Annotated in this window: 19 protein-coding genes; 6 read left to right on the forward strand and 13 right to left on the reverse strand. The window is 32.7% G+C overall.

Annotated elements, in window-relative coordinates; translation table 11 throughout:
• Nucleotides 1-91: 91 nt before the first annotated feature.
• On the forward strand, nt 92-562 hold the full coding sequence (locus FN817_RS13405; RefSeq protein WP_142718386.1) for an Lrp/AsnC family transcriptional regulator: 471 nt from the start codon (nt 92-94) through the stop codon (nt 560-562).
• A gap of 151 nt (nt 563-713) precedes the next feature.
• Here the strand turns inward: FN817_RS13405 and FN817_RS13410 are convergent, their stop codons facing one another.
• Both FN817_RS13410 and FN817_RS13415 read right to left on the reverse strand, forming a co-directional pair.
• Complete coding sequence (locus FN817_RS13410) at nt 714-1,229, reverse strand: hypothetical protein (protein WP_228451557.1); 516 nt, start codon at nt 1,227-1,229, stop codon at nt 714-716.
• 16 nt (nt 1,230-1,245) lie between these two features.
• Nucleotides 1,246-2,250, reverse strand: coding sequence for a hypothetical protein (locus FN817_RS13415; protein ID WP_142718388.1), 1,005 nt, complete (start codon nt 2,248-2,250; stop codon nt 1,246-1,248).
• 436 nt (nt 2,251-2,686) lie between these two features.
• Between FN817_RS13415 and mnmE the strand changes: the two genes are divergently transcribed.
• The 4 genes from mnmE to FN817_RS13435 all read left to right on the forward strand — a co-directional run bounded on the left by mnmE (nt 2,687) and on the right by FN817_RS13435 (nt 6,655).
• On the forward strand, nt 2,687-4,072 hold the full coding sequence (gene mnmE / locus FN817_RS13420; protein ID WP_142718389.1) for a tRNA uridine-5-carboxymethylaminomethyl(34) synthesis GTPase MnmE: 1,386 nt from the start codon (nt 2,687-2,689) through the stop codon (nt 4,070-4,072).
• A gap of 259 nt (nt 4,073-4,331) precedes the next feature.
• Nucleotides 4,332-4,949, forward strand: coding sequence for a helix-turn-helix domain-containing protein (locus tag FN817_RS13425; RefSeq protein ID WP_142718390.1), 618 nt, complete (start codon nt 4,332-4,334; stop codon nt 4,947-4,949).
• A gap of 107 nt (nt 4,950-5,056) precedes the next feature.
• Nucleotides 5,057-6,229, forward strand: coding sequence for a site-specific integrase (locus tag FN817_RS13430; protein ID WP_142718391.1), 1,173 nt, complete (start codon nt 5,057-5,059; stop codon nt 6,227-6,229).
• A gap of 81 nt (nt 6,230-6,310) precedes the next feature.
• Nucleotides 6,311-6,655: a helix-turn-helix domain-containing protein gene (locus tag FN817_RS13435; protein ID WP_142718392.1), complete on the forward strand. Its 345-nt coding sequence runs from the start codon at nt 6,311-6,313 to the stop codon at nt 6,653-6,655.
• A 474-nt stretch (nt 6,656-7,129) separates the two neighbouring features.
• On the opposite strand, the gene FN817_RS23595 is transcribed toward FN817_RS13435, so the two are convergent.
• The 4 genes from FN817_RS23595 to FN817_RS13455 are packed head-to-tail and all read right to left on the reverse strand — an operon-like array spanning nt 7,130 to nt 10,902.
• Complete coding sequence (locus FN817_RS23595; protein WP_394345038.1) at nt 7,130-7,300, reverse strand: hypothetical protein; 171 nt, start codon at nt 7,298-7,300, stop codon at nt 7,130-7,132.
• Between the two features lie 37 nt (nt 7,301-7,337).
• Nucleotides 7,338-9,185, reverse strand: coding sequence for a DUF3732 domain-containing protein (locus FN817_RS23485; RefSeq protein ID WP_142718394.1), 1,848 nt, complete (start codon nt 9,183-9,185; stop codon nt 7,338-7,340).
• Nucleotides 9,186-9,193: 8 nt separating this feature from the next.
• Nucleotides 9,194-9,691 (reverse strand): three component ABC system middle component, encoded by a 498-nt coding sequence (locus FN817_RS13450; RefSeq protein ID WP_142718395.1) that lies wholly within the window; start codon nt 9,689-9,691, stop codon nt 9,194-9,196.
• Nucleotides 9,688-10,902, reverse strand: coding sequence for an ABC-three component system protein (locus FN817_RS13455; RefSeq protein WP_142718396.1), 1,215 nt, complete (start codon nt 10,900-10,902; stop codon nt 9,688-9,690). The genes FN817_RS13450 and FN817_RS13455 overlap by 4 nt, the downstream gene beginning before the upstream one ends.
• Before the next feature lie 1,081 nt (nt 10,903-11,983).
• On the opposite strand from FN817_RS13455, the gene FN817_RS13460 reads away from it, so the two are divergent.
• On the forward strand, nt 11,984-14,755 hold the full coding sequence (locus tag FN817_RS13460) for a TonB-dependent receptor (protein ID WP_142718397.1): 2,772 nt from the start codon (nt 11,984-11,986) through the stop codon (nt 14,753-14,755).
• Nucleotides 14,756-14,899: 144 nt separating this feature from the next.
• Here FN817_RS13460 and FN817_RS13465 read toward each other — a convergent pair whose 3' ends face one another.
• From FN817_RS13465 to FN817_RS13495, 7 genes are all read right to left on the reverse strand, one after another.
• Nucleotides 14,900-15,547 carry an ImmA/IrrE family metallo-endopeptidase gene (locus tag FN817_RS13465; protein WP_167498865.1) on the reverse strand — a complete coding sequence of 216 codons (648 nt, stop codon included), beginning with the start codon at nt 15,545-15,547 and terminating at the stop codon, nt 14,900-14,902.
• Between the two features lie 95 nt (nt 15,548-15,642).
• Nucleotides 15,643-16,158 (reverse strand): restriction endonuclease, encoded by a 516-nt coding sequence (locus tag FN817_RS13470; protein WP_142718399.1) that lies wholly within the window; start codon nt 16,156-16,158, stop codon nt 15,643-15,645.
• 121 nt (nt 16,159-16,279) lie between these two features.
• On the reverse strand, nt 16,280-16,888 hold the full coding sequence (locus FN817_RS13475; protein ID WP_142718400.1) for a hypothetical protein: 609 nt from the start codon (nt 16,886-16,888) through the stop codon (nt 16,280-16,282).
• A complete protein-coding gene (locus tag FN817_RS13480) occupies nt 16,878-17,552 on the reverse strand; it encodes a DNA-processing protein DprA (protein WP_142718401.1) in 675 nt (224 codons plus the stop codon). The genes FN817_RS13475 and FN817_RS13480 overlap by 11 nt, the downstream gene beginning before the upstream one ends.
• A 697-nt stretch (nt 17,553-18,249) precedes the next feature.
• Entirely contained in the window at nt 18,250-19,029 is a 780-nt protein-coding gene (locus tag FN817_RS13485; protein ID WP_167498866.1) for a transporter substrate-binding domain-containing protein, read from the reverse strand.
• 157 nt (nt 19,030-19,186) lie between these two features.
• Nucleotides 19,187-19,777, reverse strand: coding sequence for a hypothetical protein (locus FN817_RS13490; RefSeq protein WP_142718403.1), 591 nt, complete (start codon nt 19,775-19,777; stop codon nt 19,187-19,189).
• 12 nt (nt 19,778-19,789) lie between these two features.
• Entirely contained in the window at nt 19,790-20,839 is a 1,050-nt protein-coding gene (locus tag FN817_RS13495; RefSeq protein WP_142718404.1) for an alpha/beta hydrolase, read from the reverse strand.
• Nucleotides 20,840-21,267: the final 428 nt, after the last annotated feature.

The raw sequence follows: 21,267 nt of genomic DNA on the forward strand, positions 1-21,267 counted from the left end.
ATCATAAATTTGGAACAATGTTGAGTTTTTTAAACATTAAAAAGAACAAAATACCTGATACATCAGAAAAACCCTGTTAAAACAGAACAAAATGGCAACTGAAAATTATACTCCCGATGAAAAAGACTTATCCATCCTGCGCCTTCTTCAGAAAGATGCCAAGATGAGTGTCCGTGATATTTCAGCAAGAATCAATTTAAGTCCCACCCCTACGCATGAACGCATCAAGCGTATGGAAAAACAGGGAATTATTAGAGAATACACCGCTGTTGTAGACCGTAAAAAGGTCAATAAGGGAATGATGGTGATCTGTATGATTGCATTGAGCGTTCACAATAAAAAGACTGCAGGAAAATTTATTGAGGAAGTTAGTAAACTGAAGGAAGTTGTGGAATTTTACAACATCAGTGGAGATTTTGATTTCATGCTGAAGATCCTTGCTCCCAATATGGATGAATTCCATGAGTTTTTTGTGAATAAATTATCAGAGATTGAAGGAATTGGACAGACCAAGAGTATTTTTGTGATGAACAGCATCAAGGAAAGCGCTCAGATTGTTTAAGACAAAATAAAAAAAGAGGTTGTCCCAAAACTGTCACCCTGAATACAGACTCAATGCCTGCAAACGCAGTTCAGAAATAAGATTCTTCCTACGTCAGAATGGCAAAAGCCAATAATTTAGCTTTTGAGACAACCTCTTTTTATTATTTTAATTATTTCCAGTAATTCCAGACTGACCCGTCAAATATAGCCAGTGTTTTGCTGGTTGTATCGTAACAGATCATACCCGGATAGGGATTTTTTACATTAAGATGCGGTGCCGCTACTTTTGGAAGAATCATTGCTTTATCCTGAGATTCAAGGACCAATACACCATCAGCAGTACTTGATGCTTCTCCCATAATAACTCCTTTCCCTGATTCTGCAGAATTATTAGCTATAACCGCACTTGAATTACCGGCATCTGACAAAGATTTCCAGGTGTCATTTTCGTAGACTTTTACTTTATTATCTGTGAGATCAAAAATCAATGTTCCGTTCACCAAACTCCCTGTTGGAAGTCCGGACGTTGCAGGAAGAATCAAGCCTTTTGTATTTCCGGAAATGTTATCAAAATCCAATACACTACTGTTTCCATCTACCGTCTGTTTCCCTATAGCTACCTGAGCAAAAGATGAATTAAAAATAATCAGGGCAGCGGCTATACTTATATTTCTTATATTTTTCATATTCTTATCGGTTAGATTAATCATTACAGCTTCTTTGTACACATTTCCATTCCGTACCGTTGTAAAGCTTTACACATTTGTCCTGGATATCATATAAAAGCATTCCTTCTTTCGGATCGGCAATGGCATCACCAGGTTGTGGAGTCTGGCTTACATGCTGAACTCTCGTCATAACAAAACCTTTGCTTTTTGATTCCATCGCTAAAAATCCATTAGGTATATTTTCCGGCCAGGCATTGTTTTTCTCCTGTACTGTAATTCCGAATTTGGTGAAACCATCGGGCGTACCTGAAATTCCTGGTTTTGTACAAAATCCATCGATCTCATCAATAATGACAGGAGCATTTCCGCAACTTGACTTATCCTCGGACAATCCTTCAGGCCAGAGAGAAGGACACATCGCCTTTGTAGCATTGGGACCACAGAAGCTTGAATTTCCCATCCCTAATCCTGTAACAGATCCCATAGCAATGGTTACAATCTGGCTGTCATCACTGATAATGGAAGCTCCTCCACCTCCACTTACGTCTGCCTTTGCAATACAGTAAGCTTTTCCGGTAGGAATTCCAATATATTCAACAGAAGGATACGTTGTAGACTGCTGGGTAAATGTGCCGCAAATCTCTACCACACTGCTTGTTCCCATTTCAATAACAGAAGTTGTTCCCGGGTAAAATCCGCCAAAAGAAGGGTCTTCCTGAATAACTGATCCCACCAATGATAAAAATGATTTGGTTCCCAGTTTAATTTTTGAATTTTTCTGAGATCCGAAAGTTCCTACTTTTACGGTCCCGGTAGACTTAACACTGGCTCCGTTACCAATTTCCAGCACTCCATCCACCTGAATACTGTTAGACTGAAGCTGCCCGGATTGAATGATAAGAGTTGCCCCACTCGGGATACCGATATTCGTACTTATACTGAGACTGCCATTAAGACAATAGGTATTTCCACTCGTCATCGCCTGCCCTGTGTAAGGAATACACTGAGCGTAGGCTATCGTGCTGAAAACAAGCATCATTAAAAAAATGATTTTTTTATTAATTTTTAAAAAAAATAATTTATTCATGTACATTTATAATATTTTAACAGATTATTATTGTTTAATTGGAAAATATTTAAATTTTCAACATCATCGACGCACTAAGAAACAATTAACATACCAAACGGGTGTTTAATTTTTTAATATCTGATAAAACTTCACCAGAATCATTATTTAATAATCTTAGTAAAGCGTTAATAAAATACTACGCTACAACACACAACGATCTTAAAAACGGTTAACAATTCGGAGACGATTTTAAAGGTTAAATATTCTTTTTCTGGTCTAATTAGCTCATGTTTAATAAAAGAATTCTTCATTTTTGTTTACAGCATCCTTAATCTGAATACAACAATAGATAATCTGAATAACAGACCCCAGCGAAAATTCACATTAAAAAACGTAAATTTGCAGCATGAATAACGATACGATATGTGCACTGGCTACTGCCAATGGAATAGGTGCTTTAGGCATCATCCGGGTTTCTGGAAATGAAGCTTTATCTGTAGTTCAGAAAAGTTTTCCGGGGAAAAATCTGGAAAAACAAAAATCCCATACCATTCATTACGGTTATTTTATGGATGAGGAGGAAGCCATTGATGAAGTAATGCTTTCTATCTTTCTGGCACCGAAAAGTTTCACCACTGAAAATTCTGTGGAGATTGCTTTTCACGGCTCGCCGCATATCGGAAAACGTATTCTTGAAACGCTGATCAAAAATGGAGCGAGAATGGCAAAAGCAGGAGAATTTACCCTCCGTGCCTTTATCAACGGAAGAATTGACCTTTCCCAGGCAGAAGCAATTGCTGATGTGATTGCCTCTGAAAATGAAGCTTCCAGAAAGGTAGCCATCAATCAATTGAAAGGAGGAATTACGAATGAAATCTCCCTGTTAAGAACGGATCTTCTGAATTTTGTTTCCCTGATCGAGTTGGAGCTGGATTTTGCTGAAGAAGATGTAGAATTTGCAGACCGAACGGCTCTGAACGGATTATTAGATAAAATTGAATTAAAATTAAATTCTCTTATTGAAAGTTTCCAATACGGAAATGCCATTAAAAACGGGACAGCCGTTGCGATCATCGGAAAACCAAATGCCGGGAAGTCTACGCTGCTGAACTCTCTTTTGAAGGAAGAAAGAGCGATTGTAAGCAATATTGCCGGAACGACCAGAGATACCATTGAGGAAATCCTTCATATTAAAGGCCACGCCTTCCGACTGATTGACACGGCAGGACTTCGCGAAACGGTGGATGAAATTGAAGCGATTGGAGTAAAAAAAGCAAAAGAAAAGGTAGAAAATGCCAATATCCTTGTTTATCTGGCCGATGCTGCCACTGAAGATTTTTCGGAGGATATTGAAATGATTCACTCACTGCTGAGAGAAGATCTGAAACTGATCATCTGCGCAACAAAAATTGATGAAGTGATTCCTACCAAATACGAAACGGTAGAAAATATCTTCAGAAACGCTATCTCTCACGAATTTGATTTCATTAAAATATCAGCCGTTGAAAATCAAAATATCCAGGATCTGAAAAATGAGCTTTCATCGTATGTTGAACATTTAAAATCTGAAGAAAATAACGTTGTGATCACCAATCAACGTCACTTTGAAGCACTGCGCAAGTCTTTGGATGCTGTTCACAAAGTAAAAGAAGCCATTGTTTTCCAGATTTCTACAGAATTGCTTGCTTATGAGCTTAGAAATGCCTTAGAACATCTTGGTGAAATTTCCGGAGAGGTTACGAATGATGAGGTACTGGGGAATATTTTTTCTAAGTTTTGTATCGGGAAATAAATACGATAAATAGAATAATCCAAAACAAATCAACTTTCTGACAACCAAATATTTACAAAATTTATTTTTTGTACTGGTTATTCGGAAGTTGGTTTGTTTTTTTATTTTTTGTCCCCTATTTGTCCCTCAAACTGATAATATTTTATTTTTTAAAACCAGGGAGAAATAACTTCGCTTAATGTACCTTATTGTATCTTATTGCTACTTAATGTACTCTATTGCACCTTAAGCACGTCTGAACTCCCACAATTAAAATATTATGAGTTCAACTATCAAAATCAGGAAAATCTGCCAGCACTGCAGACTTGAATTTATTGCCAAAACTACAGTCACCAAATACTGTAGTCACAAGTGTAACCAAAGAGCTTACAAAGCAAATGCTAGGGAGCTGAAGATTCAGCAAAGCAAAACCGAACAACACATTCCAGAAAAAAAATTCACACCTAAACAAAATCCAGATTCATGTTTGGGGTTTGAAACACTCGAGTATTTAACAGTTAAAGAAGCTTCTGTACTTTTGAAATGTGATCGCAGGACTGTCTACAATATGTTAAAAAATGGAATGTTACCTTCAGCCAATCTTTCTATCAGAAAAACACGCATTTTAAAAAAAGATATCGACGCATTATTTGAAATGCTTGAAAAACCGGAGCAACCCTTTATATTTGAGCGAACGGTTGTGGAAAAAATCCCACTGAAAGATTGCTATACAATTGGTCAGATACAAAAGCAGTTCAATATTTCAGAAACAAGCTTAAAAAATCTCATCAAACGACATCATATTCCAAAATTCAAAAATGGCAGATTCATATATATTCCTAAAATAGATATTGATCCGATTCTGAATAAAATCAGGTCAAATAGCTATTGCGGATAGACTAATTACAAACCATTAATGATAACTTATGGGACAAACACTTCCATTGTCCAGCCACATTACCCCAGTATTAAAAAATATCAGTATAATAAAAAAAAAATAATACTATGCCAGTTACGCTAAGAAAAAAAACAATTTCGAAAGGAAGACAATCTCTATATTTAGATATTTATCCTCCTATATATAATCCCACAACCGGTATAATGCAGCGAAAGCATTATTTAAAGCTTTTCATCTACCAACGTCCAAAAAATGAAATAGAAAAAGATTTTAATACGGAAACGTTAGCACTGGCAGAATATGTCAGGGCCCAGAGACAAATTGATCTCCAGAACCGTCGGTTTGATTTTATTTCTGAGGCAAAAATGAAGTTGAATTTTATTGATATTTTTGAAGAAGAGGCCTCAAAAAGAAAAGGGTGTTATAACTGGATAATGGCTGTCAGATATTTTAAAGCCTTTGTTGGTGAAAAAATTCCTTGCACAGAGCTAACTGAAACATTAGCGGAAGAATATGCCGATTTCTTGCTTTCATCACCAGCCATTGGCCGTGCTAAGAAAAAAATTAAAAAAAATACAGCTGCAGCCTACTTTAGTAGATTTAAACTTGCTCTTGAGGCCGCATTTAAAAAAAAATATTTGCCGACAGATCTCAGTTCTATTATATCAAATATTAAACCTCAGGAAACTCATCGTCCGTTTCTGTTTTTGGAAGAGTTAGAAAGAATGGCCATTGCTCATTGTGATAATGAAATAGTAAAAAAGGCAGGCCTTTTTTCCGCTATGACAGGATTTAGGTATTCAGATGTAGAAACATTATTATGGAAAGAGATACAAGGTTCTCCCGGAAATTATTATATTCTATATAATCAGGAGAAGACCGAAAGTGCAGAATACTATCCGATTTCAGACCAGACTATTGAATTAATAGGACAATCTGGAGATCCTGAAAATCGTGTATTTGATGGGCTTAGATACGATCATACAGTTGCTTCGTTAAAGAAATGGCTACTTAATGCTGATATTGAAAAACATTTCACATTTCATGGCTTCAGACACACTTTTGCTACTCTTCAGATCGCAGCCGGAACATCCATTTATACTGTATCCAAACTATTGGGTCATAAAAGTATCAAGACAACAGAAATTTACGCAAAAATTGTTGACAGCCTTAAAAAAGAGGCTTCTGAAAGAATAAAACTCAGTTATTTCAACATCAGCGAGACAGTTATTAACACAACAGCCGTTCCAAATTTAAATTCTGATCAGCCATCGCTATAGTTCATTCTTACGCATATTCAGGACATTGGAAGCCATCATATCAATTTCTAATTGTTTAATAATAACCTTGTAAAAAAAATTATGAAAAACTACACATTTGAACAACTGCCATCCGTTATCGCTAAACTTGAAGTAAAGCTTGACAGAATCGAAACGCTATTACTTGAAAACGGATACAAAATCCCAGCAGAAGATGATTACATTGGGGCAAAAGAAGCATGCAGATTATTAAAATTGTCATTGCCTACATTGTACACCAAAGTTTGTCACCGAGAGCTGCCGTTTTATAAAAAGGGGAATCGTCTGCATTTCTCTAGAACAGAACTTCTTGATTGGATTAAAGAAGGTAAAAAGAAATCTATCACTGAAATAAATAAAAGCGCAAAAGAAATCGCCGAAAAGATGGAAAAAAGAAAGTGGTACTAATTAGCAAATATAAGAAGCTGTCTCAAAAGTACCTCCTGTCTCGGACTCCTGTCTGACAAATTTTGTCGTTTAGGAGATTCTCAGAGCATTAGTTTACCTTTTGGGACAGCTTCTTTTAATATATTGTGCCTGTAAAAAATATTTAATTCAGGATTCCTTTTTTTGCTTTTTAAAGGAATCTTAATATCATCTTTATTCAGTGAAAGAGACGTGGTTTTTCTGGAAATAGCCGCTACCTAAATTTAAATGGCATTTTTAAAAGGACACCGAAACCTAAGAGATTTCTATACATCCGAAATAAAATATCAAAGCAATCACAAATACGATTCATAAACAGACCAGATATGCTTAAAGATTTGTAGTAATTGAACTTTAATTCCTTTTTCTTATGGAAGATGCCAATAATAAAATACGATATTACAAATTTGAATTATTTTTTCTAATTGATGTAAATTAAATCGTCATAAAACCATTTCAAATTAGGAACCACTCTTTAGGAAGCAGGGCATTATAATCCTCACTAAAAACTCCATCTTTTTCTGTCCCTCTCCATTCTTTATATTGAATATGTTTAATATTAGTCCATGTTTCTTTTGGAGCATGTTCTAAAATTATAATTTGGATTTCATTATTAGTTCTATCCATAAATGTAGAACAAACTTCAAAAATTTTTCGAGTATTTTCAATATCTTCTGATTCCTTTATTTCTAATTTCTGATTTGCTTTTCTTTTGCAATTTTTCAGTGTAGTCAATATCTGGATAATAAACTTGGCTAGGTTGGTCGAAAACTATAAATGATGGAACATAATTAATTTTTCCTTCTTCTTTGAGTTTATAAAAATATTCATGCAATCCTAACATTGTAGCTAAGTGATAACACATATAATTAGATCCACTTCCTATTTTATTCAAAAAAGTTATAGACTTGTTGAAATCATCTTTTATTTTAATGCCAATATATTTTGTTGGATCTAATAATACATTACAATGTTCTTTGTTTTCGATGGGTAATAAATCAATATAAGTTTTTATTGATTTTGTTACTTTAGAAAGAACAAAATCTTTGTCGAATTTTTTATTTAAATTATTTAAGGTAATTCGTTTTGAATTTAATATTTGTTGTTTAGCTTCTAGTTCTAGGATTAGTTTATTGTCGGGTGAAACTAAACTGTCTAAAAGTAGTTTGATTTTACCAATATATTCATAAATTTTTTGATAAGTAAATTGATTGTCTTTTGTTTCATTAAGTAAAATGTCAATATTTTTATCAAATTCTTTTATTTCTATTTCTTGTTTTTGAATATCTTTTTTTAAATTTTTTTTTTCATTTTCAAATGTTAGATTATGATTATTTTTAATTCCCAATAATTTTTGATTATTTGTATTAACTTCTTTTAATCTTTGTAATTGAATCAATGCCTTATCGGATTTTGAATCACAAAATGGACAAATATCTGTACCATTTCTATTTAAAAACCATTCTATTGGTTTTAATTTATCTTTAATTTCAACATGAACAATATTTAAATAATCATTTTGTGCAGTTTCAAATTTTAGAATTTTATTAAACTCCATTCTTTTTGTTTGGAGTGTTCTATTCAATTCCAATCGTTGTTTTTCAAATTCTTCTAATTTTTCAGAAAATCGAATACTATTTCCTTCAATAAAAAAAGTATTTTTTTTAACATTTTTTAAGATGTTTTGTAATTCTGATTTTATTGCTTCAACATTAGATGATTCCAGATTAATATCACTGTTGGTTAATCCAAGTTTAATTCCCTCACTATAATATTCATATAGATTAGTCTTGTTATATTCATATTTTTCTTTCGCAATTTCTATTTTAGAGTTTAGCTTATAAACTTCACTTTCTAAATCTTTAATTTCATCATCAAGTAAAAGCATTTCATAAGATTTATAACCCAGAGCTAAAGGAAAAAGTATCTTTAATCTGTCTACATACTGAAATTCATCAGTATTATAAAAAATAGTAGTATTGTTAGCAATTATGCTTTGTGATTGAAATTGAAATGCGGTAGTATCTCTAAACCCAACTGTAAATCCACTTTCTTTTTCTTTGTTATCTTTTAATACTTGAATATTTTTAAATTTTGCAAACGCATCAAGAATAGATTTTATACTATCTCTATTCTCTTTATATTCATCTTTATTTCCTAACCATTTATTTGTATTAAGTTCTGGATATTCACCTTTTTTTGAGATGTCTATGAAATACATGTTATTTGAACTTTGTGCAGAATCTTTTGGGCAATCTCTTCCAATAAAATAATCATTCTCATTTATGCTTATTTTCAATGCAAAAACATCTACAAAATTTCTAATATATCCAGTTGGGATACTACAATCACTGCTACCTAAACAATAATCAATAATATCAATTATAGAAGATTTCCCTCTTTTACTTAATCCTGTTATAATATTTATTTTATCACCATCAAAAGAAATAAATTTGGGGTTTAATTTTCTATTTATAGGATAAAGTGCTATATTTTTTATTTTTAAATTCATTTGTAGTATTAAAATCTGATTTTCAAATCAATTTGTAGCCTTTTTTCATCTTTTTTTGCGAATATATTTCCCAATCTTTTAGAATAAGTTTGAATATTTCTTAATGATTCTACTCCAATTTTCATCATATCTAAAATATTTTTTTCATATTCTTTTTCAATCTCTACAGTAAAATTTTTTCTATTTAGTTTAAATATTAATTTACTGAAACCTAAATTTAAACTTTCAAAAGTTTGTCCAGACATCTTTCTTGCTCTCTCTTCAAGTTCTAATGTCAAATTCTTATTTTCAGTTAATGTTGTATATAGTTCATTTTTTATAGATTTCATAGCACTTATATCATAAATGATAGGCAATATATAAAACAGTTGATTTAAAGGAGGATAATTTTCTTTTCCATCTTTATGTTTTGCTACATTATTATAACCAATAATAAAACTATGAATTGCAATTACTCCAATTGCAGGATTTTGCAAAATTTCAAAAAGATTCAGGTTTTTACTCATTTTTTATATTTTTCTTCCCATTTTGGATGCCAACCAATTTTGAGTGTATTAGATAATTTCAGGAAAGTACCATTTTGAATGTATTTAATAGAATCATTAAACTCCCAATTATCGAGAAACTTCAATCTTAGGTCAGAAATTATTTCATCATAGATTTTACATCCGATTTCATTTAATTCATCATCTGTATATTGATTTAAATCTGGTTTAAGAATATGTTTTCTTTTAATTCTTTTCCAAGATTCTTCGCAATTTTCTTCAAATTCTTCATAATCTATTCTGGTTAAAGAACTGCAATCTTTATTAATTATTAATCTTGTAATCTCTATATCACAATAAACAAAATCCAATATTGCATTCTTTATTATTTCTTCTTTTTCAAACCTATCAAAACCATCAATTTGTTTTATGTAAATTTCATCCCTATTGTTAAAATCAATATTATCTGCAAAAATTTCTTTCTTATGGCGAAATAATGAATTAATTATTGTTGGATTTTCTCTAATAAGATCATACTTTAAATCAAAATCTTTTTTGGAAAAAATCGCTTCTTTTTTATTTTTCCAATTATTCTTGCTTATGACTTGTATCCAGCCAAGAAATTCATCATAAATCCTGTCTTTGACACTTGGATCTTTTGTAGAGACAAAAATATTATTAAGAAATTCCTCTTTTACATCCAAATTTTCTTTTATTTCAAAATTGTTAAAAATGACCTCTAACTCTGGTTTATATTTTATTGCAAATTCAATACGGTCAATTGTTGCTTTTATACTAACTCCTCTATTTTGTTCGGCTTTAGTTTTTGCATTGTAGTCAATTTTTTGTTGATTTAGGATTTTAATTATTTTATTAAAAAAGTCATTAAAATTTTTTTCTTTTAAAATAGAATCTTTAGGGATGCTTTTATTAGTAATTGCAATGAATTTATTATCAGGATTAACAATTTTATCAACTAACTTTCTGATCCAAATGTTAAGTGTTTTCCATAAGTCAGTAGATGTATTCCCAAAATTGGTTGTTGATGTTTTTATGCTGTGCTTTGCTTGAATTGTGCAGTTATAAATTCCATTTTTATCTTCTTTTGCTACATCATCAACTTTTTCTAATGAAATAGAATCAGTAATACTTAGTTTAGATAATTCTAATAAAGCAATTTCAAATTGAAAAATAAAACCTGCAGGTGTTCCTTTATTATTATCTTTACTCACGTTCTTTTCTTGTGGTTTTTAGTTTATTCTTTCAAATATATTCAATATTAACTAATTTTCTCAGTTACATTACAAATTATTAAGTTTAGTTACCTAAATGAAATAAGGTGGCATCATATAAAAAAATTGAGAAATACAAGTTATTCATACGTAATATTTTCTTTAAAATTATAATATAAAAAAGTAATACCATTTTTTAGCAACGAGAGATTTTCGTAATCTTCCAATTGAATAACTTGAATTTGATAATATAATGAAAATTCCGACGATTTATTTACTTTAGATTTTGATTATCTAACTTATATCATTGCTCAGTAATAGTGATCTCCCAAAAATATAAAGTGTTAGCACACAATGATTACGGTTTCCCGTAAAAAAAACAAAAAGTAAAATCATCTTAAAATCTGGAGTCAATGTTTCACGGATATATTTAAAGATTTCAAAAAAAAAATTGGAAAATACTCAACGAGTATAGAAATTTAAAATAATACAGGGCTAATATTCGATTTCCTAATTGTCAAACTGATTAACTTCTAGTCATGACACATTGTTATTGAAAAACCGGATCCAAAGTAATAAAATAAAAACTGTTCATTTATTGAGTAAAGTAGTATTTTACTTTAGGAATTAATCAATAAAACTTTCCATGTGAAGAGCCATTTCAATGTTCTTTTGACAGATAATCTAAGATTACACTATACTGGCCAGTAAGTGGTCAAACAAGCTCGGTGTTTATGGCGATAATCAACTTTCATTAAGTAAGTTTCTGCTTTGTTTTATTATAATTGTAGCTTTGCAGAGTCAAAAATTTTCAAATATTAAGTTCGAGTTTTTGTCCAGTGTGGTCTGCCCCGGGTTGATATTTGTCTCGTGGTATTGAACTATACGTCGTCATAAATATTTTCAGATTCTGGTATAGCCTAAAATGTGGAATGCATTCTGCCCGCCTTAACTATCACACATAATCAATTAACACACTGTATATTAAACAAAAACCTACAACAGATTAGTGATGATATGACTATAGATTAAGACAGAATTACATTAAACCAATTTAGATTTGTTATTATAATAATAGGTCATGAAGAAAACTATTTTGTTAGTTACTTTGATGTTCACAGTCATTATTCTGCACGCTCAAAAACTACACATTGACGGAAAAATATCAGATTCTGAGAAGAAAGCGATAGAAAATGCCACTGTCTATCTTTTGAAAGAAAAAGATTCCACTATCATCAATTATACAGCCACTAATAGAGAAGGTAAATTCTCTCTGAAGATTGATAATGTAAAAGAACCGTCAATCCTTAAAATTGATGCTGATAAATTATTTTCTTATTCGAAAAAATTTGAAAAAATAGATCATTCCTTATCTTTAGGAGATATTCAGCTTGAGAAACAAAGTATTGTTAACAATATTGATGAGATAAAACTCACGGCATCACCGGTAAAAATTAAAAAAGATACCATTGAATTCAGTGCAGCAGCAATCAAAGTACGTCCTGACAGTAAAATAGAGGAACTTCTGAAGCAGATTCCCGGTGTAGAGATCAGCAATGAGGGAAAAATTACGGTCAACGGGAAGGAAGTGGATCAGATCATGATCAACGGGAAGCCTTTCTTTGAGAAAAATGGTAAAATTGCCCTTCAAAACTTACCCGCAGATATCATTAAGAACATTCAGTTTACAACAACTAAAACAAAGGAAGAGGAACTTAGTGGGAAAGCAGCCAAATCTCAGAATACCACCATCAACTTTAATATTGACGAAAAGAAAAATAAAGGTTTACTGACAAGACTTACTGTCGGTTATGGATCGGACAAACGGTATGAAACAAGTGGCCTTGCGAGTTATTTTAAAGGTGATACGAAAGTAAGTATTCTAGCCTCTTCCAATAATATCAATTCACAGGGATTTTCCAGGGATGAGGTTTTTGACAGTATGGGGAACGGCCGGAATGCGTGGATAATGCAGGAAAAATCTCTATCTACAGTAGGAAATATGACGTATTATAATAGCCAAGATGAAATAAAAGGGATCCAACGTTCTACAATCATAGGGTTGAATTATAGTGATAAAATGGGGGGGAATGCTGATCTGGATTCTTTCAGTCTGATGAATTCAGATTCCAATACGGAAACTAGGTCGAAAGTTTCGAGATCTACCCTTTTACCCATGTATACTTTACAGACGAATTCTGAAAGTAACGGAGAGAGTGAATCTAAGCAATACAGTTTTGATACTTCAGCCAAAATCAAACTGGATTCTATGACCAGTATTTATCTTTCTCCGATGTTTACTAAAAACAGCAGTTTTAGCTTTAATAATTCAAGATCTTCCACTTTAAATAACGCCGGTCTTCTGAATGAAAGTAATGTTTACTCAAGTAATGATTCGGAAAGTAATTCATTTGATCCTTACATTTATTTCTCTAGAAAATTCAAGAAAAAAGGGCGCTTGATTTCAGCCAATATAAATAGTATGATCTCTGAATCTAAAAGAGATAACCTAAGCCAATCTCAGAATACCTTCTATCAGCCAAACGGAACAACAGTAGACAACCGGGATCAATTAGCCCAAAATAAAAATCAGAACAGCAATTTTAATTTCAGTGCCGGGTATACAGAGCCTGTTTCCGATTCGTCAAGCGTAAGCTTTGAAGTAAAGTATGAAACCAGGTCTGCCAGAGTTTCGAGGAATGTGAACGATTTTGATAATACCACCGGAGATTATACTAAATTCAACCAGCTTTTATCCAATAATATGAAGCAGAGAATCAATCAGATCTCTCCTGAAATCAACTATCAGATCAACAAAAACAAACTCAACTTCTGGGCTTCGGTGAATCTTAATATTTCGGATATGAAAGTAAACTCCATCTATAACGGGCAGCAATATGACCTGCAGAAAAACTTTATACTGCCTGAATATAATCTAAACCTTTACTATCAGCTGGGTGAAGGAAAAAACTTAAGTATTTATAACTATTCCAATTACACAATTCCTACGGCAGAGCAGCTGACTCCATATAAAGATGAATCCAATCCCTTGATTACTTATAAAGGAAACCCTGATTTGAAAAATACATGGACCAACAATCTTTATCTGTATTTCAACAATTTTAATAAAGTAAAAGATCTGAGTTATTATTTCAGTATTGGCTTTACGTACAGGAATAATGACATCGTCAATTTTTCCACCTATGATAATGCAGGAAAACAAGTGGTCACTTATAACAACGTAAGCGGAAATAAAAGCATCAATGCCGGCGGAGGTTTCAGTAAAACCCTGAAATGGAAAAACAGCAAACTTACTATCAGCCCTACATTCAAAATGAATTACGCCTACAATAATGGTCTTATTGACGGAAAGGCTTTTACCAGCAACTCTTATAATCTTAATCCGGGTCTTAATCTTATCTATGAGATTAAGGATAAAATGACAATCAAACCTTCTTATAAACTTGGATATAGTTTCTCCAATTATACTAATTACAATGTAACCAGTGTAAATACAGAGAATCAGTCACTAAAACTCGAACTGACCAATTACATACTGAAGGGCAGATTTGTATTTGGAAATGACTTTGAATATAACACCAATTCCAATATTGCTCCAGGCTTTAAAAAAGATTTCTACTTCTGGAATACCAGTCTGGGCTATTCATTCTACAAAAAACAGTTTACGGCAAAAGTGAAGATCTATGACGTATTAAATCAAAATCAAAGCATAAAAAGAACGATCACAGATTCCTATTTCGAAGACCGCGAAGATCTGATTCTGAAAAGATATATCATGTTCTCTATCAGCATGAAACTGAATAAATTTGCAGAAAAAAAAACGAATGATTAAGATTTCATAATCATTATATTCTTTTTAAAAATCTGTAATTCAACAAATTACTCATATTTACATATAGGGACGGCTTTTAAAAAATTATTTCTATATTTATTAGTTAAAGTGTTTTCAGTAATTGCGAAAATGAAAATTTAATTTTTAATCATAAAAGTTTTTATTCATAAATTCATTCGCTCTTCTAATAGATTCTTGTCTTACTCTTTCTTGGTCACTAGCATAATTAAGTTTTACTTCTTTCGGCGTTTTAATAATCCCTAGTGATTTTAGTCTGTATTCAACACTTTGTTTACTCGTTCCAAAATGATTGGATAAATAACTTATATAAGTGTGGAAATCTTTTCTATTTTGTTCTTGGTGATCAACATAGATTGATCCTTGATTCCTGTTTACTCCTATTGTTCTTTGAACTTGTATTAACCTTGCAAGTATTGAGGTATGAGGCATTAAAATTGAAGATGCAAAACAGTTAGCCTGCCATTCAATCCAATTTTTATCATTTTTCAATTCATACTGTTGAGAAAACACATTGTGAACCGAATCTTTAAAATTATTATAAACCAGTTGATTTATCTTCAAATTTCTATGTAAAACGAAATGTGCAATTTCATGTGCCAGAGTGAAAGCGAAACGCTCCGTCCCAATGATTGTATAGTCAATTAAGATTTTATTATTTTGAGAATCAAAATAACCTAGTAGTTTTGTTCCATCATTATTCAACAGATTAACATATTCAATTCTTAGCTGATATTTTCTTTCTAAATAATGGGTAAGCAGTTTTAGATCCAATTTCGTTGCATATGCTAAAATAGAACTATCAAACTCATTTAAAAAGGTATTTGCTAAATTTTGTATTTGTTGAGTTGAAAGCTGCTTAAGGCCTTCTATTTTTTTAGGAAGTATAGCATTTTCAATGGTTTTCTAACTTTCTCATCAAGTTCTATTTCCTTTTCATTCTGCTCTTTAAGTTTTTCTGTTCTATATAAAAGGATGTTGTAGTCATTATCATCTACCTCAATCAACATCATTCCATATGATTTAACTGTTGCCAACGCCCCACTTTGCATCCGGTTATTAGAAATAAACACTCCCTTTGTAGCAAAACCTTCTATTTGGCTGATATATTCAGCAAATGTAGCAACATCCGATACAGGTACTGCGCTTGTGTAGTTTTTACATTCTATTAAATATACTAAAGTGGGATTCTTAGCTTTTGGTGGAGTAACTTCAATGGCCAGGTCAAAAATTATATCTGCTTTTCTTCTAAAAGAGTAGTAGGGCTTTTTCCTGTAAATTTTACAATATTCTGGTATAAGTCCTAACTCATTACTTTTTAATGCCTGTTCAATAATATTGTATGATTTATCTTCAAATTCATTTCCGAGTTTTACAGTATTCATGCAAAATAGTTTCTTACAAATGTAAATACATAAAGTATTACTTCAAAACTGAGTTTCCCACATGTTTTAACTTATTTTAGAACTTTCTAATAATTATACGCTATTCTTTCCTGGCAGGCTACTAATCTGGTAATTGAACACCTCCATTAGCGGTAAGATGCATACGTCCCTTACTAATATCTATAATATTCTCCAGATTTTTCCATCCTCTGGTTCTTACAGCACAAAATATTTTGATTTCTTTATCCGGATAAACTTTATGAAGCTTTAATGCAGATGCCATGGAGGTCCTTCCTAACGTTAGGATATCATCAACTATAATAATCTTCGGCTCAGCAATAAGCAGTGGATTTACATTTAAACTATCTTGATGAGTTTGTACTGTATTTCTGGTATCTGCGTTAAATTGACCGCTTGATTTAGGTATTGCGTGTACACGGTTTAGACAATTTGCAACAATCTCCCCTAATCCGTTATTAACAAGAGTCTCACATATAATTTGTGCTGGAAAAACGGCACCATCAATCAGAGGTGTACTTCTGGGAACAGGTACTAAAGCTGAGCTTTCAAAATAATCGGATAAATCAGCCTCTTTTAATCTTTGGCTTAATCGTGTACTGAAATATACATCACCATTTTTACAGGAACCGGCAACAGTGCGTGAATTAATCTCAATCTCAGATTTACCTCTTGGGGAATATGCCAAAAAGGTAAGAAACTCAAAAGACATACTCTCTTTTTGTTGTTAAAAAAGGAATGCTTTCAATCAGAAATTCAAAGTTATCTTGGGTCAGAACTTGTGCACCATAGCTAAGCATTTCTTCTGCCCAGGAAATGTTATCATTAAGGACATTTTCCATGATTAAAAGCTGCCTTCCTAACCTAAGTGCTTCCCATCCCTGATGTTTTGTTCCGCTCTTCTCACTGGCTTCAACAATAATTGTAGCATCACTAATCAATGCCATGGTTCTGTTTCTTATAGGAAAACTTTTAGGTGTTACGGGATAGTTTTCCGGAAACTGAGAAATCAGTAAATGTTTTTCAGCAATAAAATCCTGCAAATCCTTATTTTCAATGGGAAAATATTTATTAAGCGGTGTTCCGATTACCCCAATGGTATTACCTTGAAAATCGATGGCGGTTCTGTGTGCAATAGAATCAACACCTTCTGCTAAGCCACTCACAACAGTGATATCGTTTTTTACCAAGAATCTAGCAATCTTATGTGTTCTTTTCAGGCCAAGTTCAGAAACCTTACGTGAGCCTACGACTGCTACTCTTCTTCCATTTTCCAATAAAGAAAAATCCCCTTTGTAGAATAATTCTTTGGGGCTGTTTTTTTTCTCAACGGTTGTCAGTTTACTGTAGTAATCATTAAAAGTACTAATCTGCATAGATATTCAAGATTTAAATGAACATTGTAAATATAATATATTTACAATGTAAATACAAATTGAAAACATAAAAGGGTCACTGAGTCAATGGCAGAAAAATAGAACTATACTCTTATTATTCCTAATCATCCAATATAAAGCCGCTGGTATATTGTGAATAGCAAATTCCAGATTTTATTTGTTAAAAATCTAGTTTTAATTAACTTTAAGCACAGTTTAGTCCCTTACTATTCTTTGACACCCTACTTATTAAAAATTTCAGTTCTTGATATAAAATTCATGATGAGAAAATACCATTACCGGCAAAACGAAAGACTTTGTCACAATGTCAATAAGAAGCTTATTCATAGGAACAACATTATCATTTTTTGCAATAAAACTCAAAGAGATAGTACACAGCAGCAGGGTGGAAAAAAGATTTTTTATAAAAAATCCAGAGAATATAAAAATTTCTTACCATGTTTACTCCCATAAAATTTATGTTTATATATCAAATTGTACGCTATCCTAAATTCTTAGAGACTAGTAAGCGGTCATTTTAAGTTAAGCACATTCAGTCATATTATCACTCATGAACATAGTTCTTTCACTAAAATATTATAGAAACAGGAAAATAGTTTCCAAATACTTTTTATCATTCTGTGATCTCTTTAAATCAATAAATGTCCGATAATCATCAGTAACATCATTAAAAAAATCAATTTTGTTTTTGCTTTTTCAGCCAGTTATTGATTTGTATTCGGAGCAAACTGTCCTTTTTGTTAAATAGTATAGCTTTTACAAAAGAAGGACTGATTTTTTTATCAAGTGACATCCATGAAAGTGCGGGTTCCAGTTCTTTACGATATTGAGCTTCTGATTCATCAGTAAACATAATATCCGCCTTATCAGAAAGCAAAAGATGGAAAGTTTCAGAATTATTGGCAACCCATACCAGAGTTGCATGCTTAATATTCTTTTTAGCAAAACTTTCATTGGTTCCTCCAATATTCTCAACGACTCTTACTCCGATCTCGTCTATACTTCTAAAGTCAGTAAACCGTGCATAATCTGCTTTTCTGAAAAGTGCCACTTTGCGGTCTACATGTAAAGGAATAGAAAAACTGAATAACTGAGCTCTCTCCTTATTTACAGAAATCCCCCCGACCGCTATTCTGAATCTCCCGTTCTGCATATCTTTCGACAGCTGTTTCCAGCTTGTTTTCAAAAAAATAATATCCTGACCTGTGTCTTTTCCAAATCGTCTCATCAGATCAATATCCTTTCCGCTAAACTGATGCGTAATGCTATCATATAGCGTAAATGGAGGATAATCTCCTGTAGTACCTACATATAACATATCAGAATTACTCTTCTCAACAGTATTAAGCTGATGGCAAGAACTTATAAAACCCATACTTAATGCATACACCAGATATGGAATTCTATTACTACCAGCAACCCAACAATTAAAAATGGGAATACCAATTTTTTTCATATTTGTAAATAATATTAATACAACCTGTACTGCTACAATAGTTGGTAGTCGATTCATATAAAAAACAGCTACAAATAGTAGCTACTGATGTAAAATCAATAGTGAGAGAACACCGCTATCAAAAAACGCACAAAAATATTAATCAATTTTAATGTTGCTAATTCTGGTTCAGCATTTTTATGATCATATCAACATTCCTTGCAAAACAATCGGTTAATTTTATTTTGACAGCATTACTCTGGTTTAGCTTTTTGTTTTCTATATCAATTTCCTTCCTTATATCAGATCTTCTCTTTTCATCTCTCTCCGTGGTAAGCTGATCTTTTAATTCATTGATATGCAATGTTAAATTCGTAATTCTGTCCAAAAGGCTTTTATAATCATTTTTGATGTTGGTCATCCCCCCGTAATTGTCCTGTAAAACAATATGGCCAGCCTTATAGATTACCTTTCTGTTTTGGATTTCAAAGGTACTGTTAAACGAAGGAAAGGTAGATTGGGTGTCATTATAATGCATCAGGGATAATCGCTCATCAAAAGACAATATACCCAGATCCCGATCATCTGTTCTGATGAAGTACTGCAGAGAATTGTCTGTAAGCCACTTTTTTAACATCGGATAGATATCTTTTTTCTTTTTTGACGTATTGATTATTTTTGTATACATATAATCACCATTTACCAGCTCTACACTCTGAGCATTCATAAATACAACGATCAGAAGACATAATAAAGACAGTTTTTTCATGGTACATGTTTTTTATTGTTTTTTACTGCTCTTGTTTTTAACCGTTGAAGACAGGAAAGCAGTGGCTTTTTCCAATGCCATTTTTCCGGCTGCGTTATTAAAATCAAACTGATATTCATGAGGAAGTAGCGGTTTATAGTTATTGGGAAAAAATAAGGTATCAACCTTAACATTCAGTCGTGCAAGTTTTCTTGCAAACATATAAGACTGGCTAGCCAGAGGATCCGCATTTCCCACACTGATAAATGCAGGAGGAAATGCAGGAGTAACATAATCAGCAACAGAAGCAGTTGCTACTTCAGGATCATGGATAAAGTTCCTGGTTCCGGTATATGCCCAGAATACTGTTCTCAGAAAATCCTTACCAGGACCACGCGAATCAGCTTGCTTGATATCATTGAGATCATAGGCACCACAAAATAACAATACAGCACGCAGCTGTTCTCTTTTCAGCGCAGATTTAATGTTAAACTTCGCAGCATAAGCAGGTTCAGAGATGATGTTGGCCAGCTGTGCGGCAATTTGTGCACCACCGGAATCACCTGCGATGATCATAGAGCCTGAATCAATATGAAGGGTAGCAAAGTTTTTATTGAGATAATCCAATGCGGCGTTAGCCTGAATTACAGGAGTAGGGTAAGTATACTCAGGAGCAACCGAATAATCTATCGCTGCAACAGTATATCCTTTACCAGCCAACATTCTGCAGTAGTTACCCACAATCTCTTTGCTCCCGGAAACCCATCCCCCTCCATGAATCCACACAATGGTAGGAAGCTTTTCAACGGTGGTTGAAATAGAATCAGGGAAATGAACATCCAGTAAAGCCTCTTTATCGTTCTCCCTATAATTAAGATCATACACAGTACTGATTTCAGAATGTAGAAATGGTTCAAGTTCTTCCGATTGCCGTCTGCCATTCTCGTTAAGCTCGTGACGGATCAACAGAGAACGAGGCCACGGACTTATCTGGCTAAAAATAAAAATACCTGCAGCTATCATGATAATAGTCGTAAGGGTCCAGACAAGAACTCTCCTGATTTTATGTTCATTTGTTTTCATATTTGTTAATAGTAATTTCAAACTGTCAGTACGAAACTATTCTCACTTTTTATTTTGACTTCCCTTGGATGGAGAAGGAGTACCTCTGTTACTATCAAACAACAAAGTGCGCCGTGAAAAATATAGTTTCTCTACTTATTACTGTAAATGTAAAGCTTCTGCCTTATAAGTATTTCACAATACTCATAGTTTTATATGGAAATGAACATAGTATAATTACTACTGTAATATAATGGAACTTTTCATATTCAACCGGTAAAAAGGCAGCTAAGGTATGGAGGGCATCCCTGGCCTGGCCTGTCAAAAGACTACCGCATAACGGACTACTTCCCCAAGGGGGCCCTTCCATTATTCAGTTTCCTTTTGCCTTCTCTTTTGACCTCCTTTCCTGGCTGCTTTCTTTTTTCCGGTTTTTCTTTTGAAAAATA

It is taken from the genome of Chryseobacterium rhizoplanae, assembly GCF_900182655.1.
Lineage (GTDB): Bacteria > Bacteroidota > Bacteroidia > Flavobacteriales > Weeksellaceae > Chryseobacterium > Chryseobacterium rhizoplanae.

Coding starts and splice junctions, on each gene's coding strand:
- FN817_RS13405 (WP_142718386.1), top strand. CDS start 92: ATGGCAACTGAAAATTATACTCCCGATGAAAAAGACTTATCCATCCTG.
- FN817_RS13410 (WP_228451557.1), bottom strand. CDS start 1,229: ATGAAAAATATAAGAAATATAAGTATAGCCGCTGCCCTGATTATTTTT.
- FN817_RS13415 (WP_142718388.1), bottom strand. CDS start 2,250: ATGATGCTTGTTTTCAGCACGATAGCCTACGCTCAGTGTATTCCTTAC.
- mnmE (WP_142718389.1), top strand. CDS start 2,687: ATGAATAACGATACGATATGTGCACTGGCTACTGCCAATGGAATAGGT.
- FN817_RS13425 (WP_142718390.1), top strand. CDS start 4,332: ATGAGTTCAACTATCAAAATCAGGAAAATCTGCCAGCACTGCAGACTT.
- FN817_RS13430 (WP_142718391.1), top strand. CDS start 5,057: ATGCCAGTTACGCTAAGAAAAAAAACAATTTCGAAAGGAAGACAATCT.
- FN817_RS13435 (WP_142718392.1), top strand. CDS start 6,311: ATGAAAAACTACACATTTGAACAACTGCCATCCGTTATCGCTAAACTT.
- FN817_RS23595 (WP_394345038.1), bottom strand. CDS start 7,300: ATGGATAGAACTAATAATGAAATCCAAATTATAATTTTAGAACATGCT.
- FN817_RS23485 (WP_142718394.1), bottom strand. CDS start 9,185: ATGAATTTAAAAATAAAAAATATAGCACTTTATCCTATAAATAGAAAA.
- FN817_RS13450 (WP_142718395.1), bottom strand. CDS start 9,691: ATGAGTAAAAACCTGAATCTTTTTGAAATTTTGCAAAATCCTGCAATT.
- FN817_RS13460 (WP_142718397.1), top strand. CDS start 11,984: ATGAAGAAAACTATTTTGTTAGTTACTTTGATGTTCACAGTCATTATT.
- FN817_RS13470 (WP_142718399.1), bottom strand. CDS start 16,158: ATGAATACTGTAAAACTCGGAAATGAATTTGAAGATAAATCATACAAT.
- FN817_RS13475 (WP_142718400.1), bottom strand. CDS start 16,888: ATGTCTTTTGAGTTTCTTACCTTTTTGGCATATTCCCCAAGAGGTAAA.
- FN817_RS13480 (WP_142718401.1), bottom strand. CDS start 17,552: ATGCAGATTAGTACTTTTAATGATTACTACAGTAAACTGACAACCGTT.
- FN817_RS13485 (WP_167498866.1), bottom strand. CDS start 19,029: ATGAAAAAAATTGGTATTCCCATTTTTAATTGTTGGGTTGCTGGTAGT.
- FN817_RS13490 (WP_142718403.1), bottom strand. CDS start 19,777: ATGAAAAAACTGTCTTTATTATGTCTTCTGATCGTTGTATTTATGAAT.
- FN817_RS13495 (WP_142718404.1), bottom strand. CDS start 20,839: ATGAAAACAAATGAACATAAAATCAGGAGAGTTCTTGTCTGGACCCTT.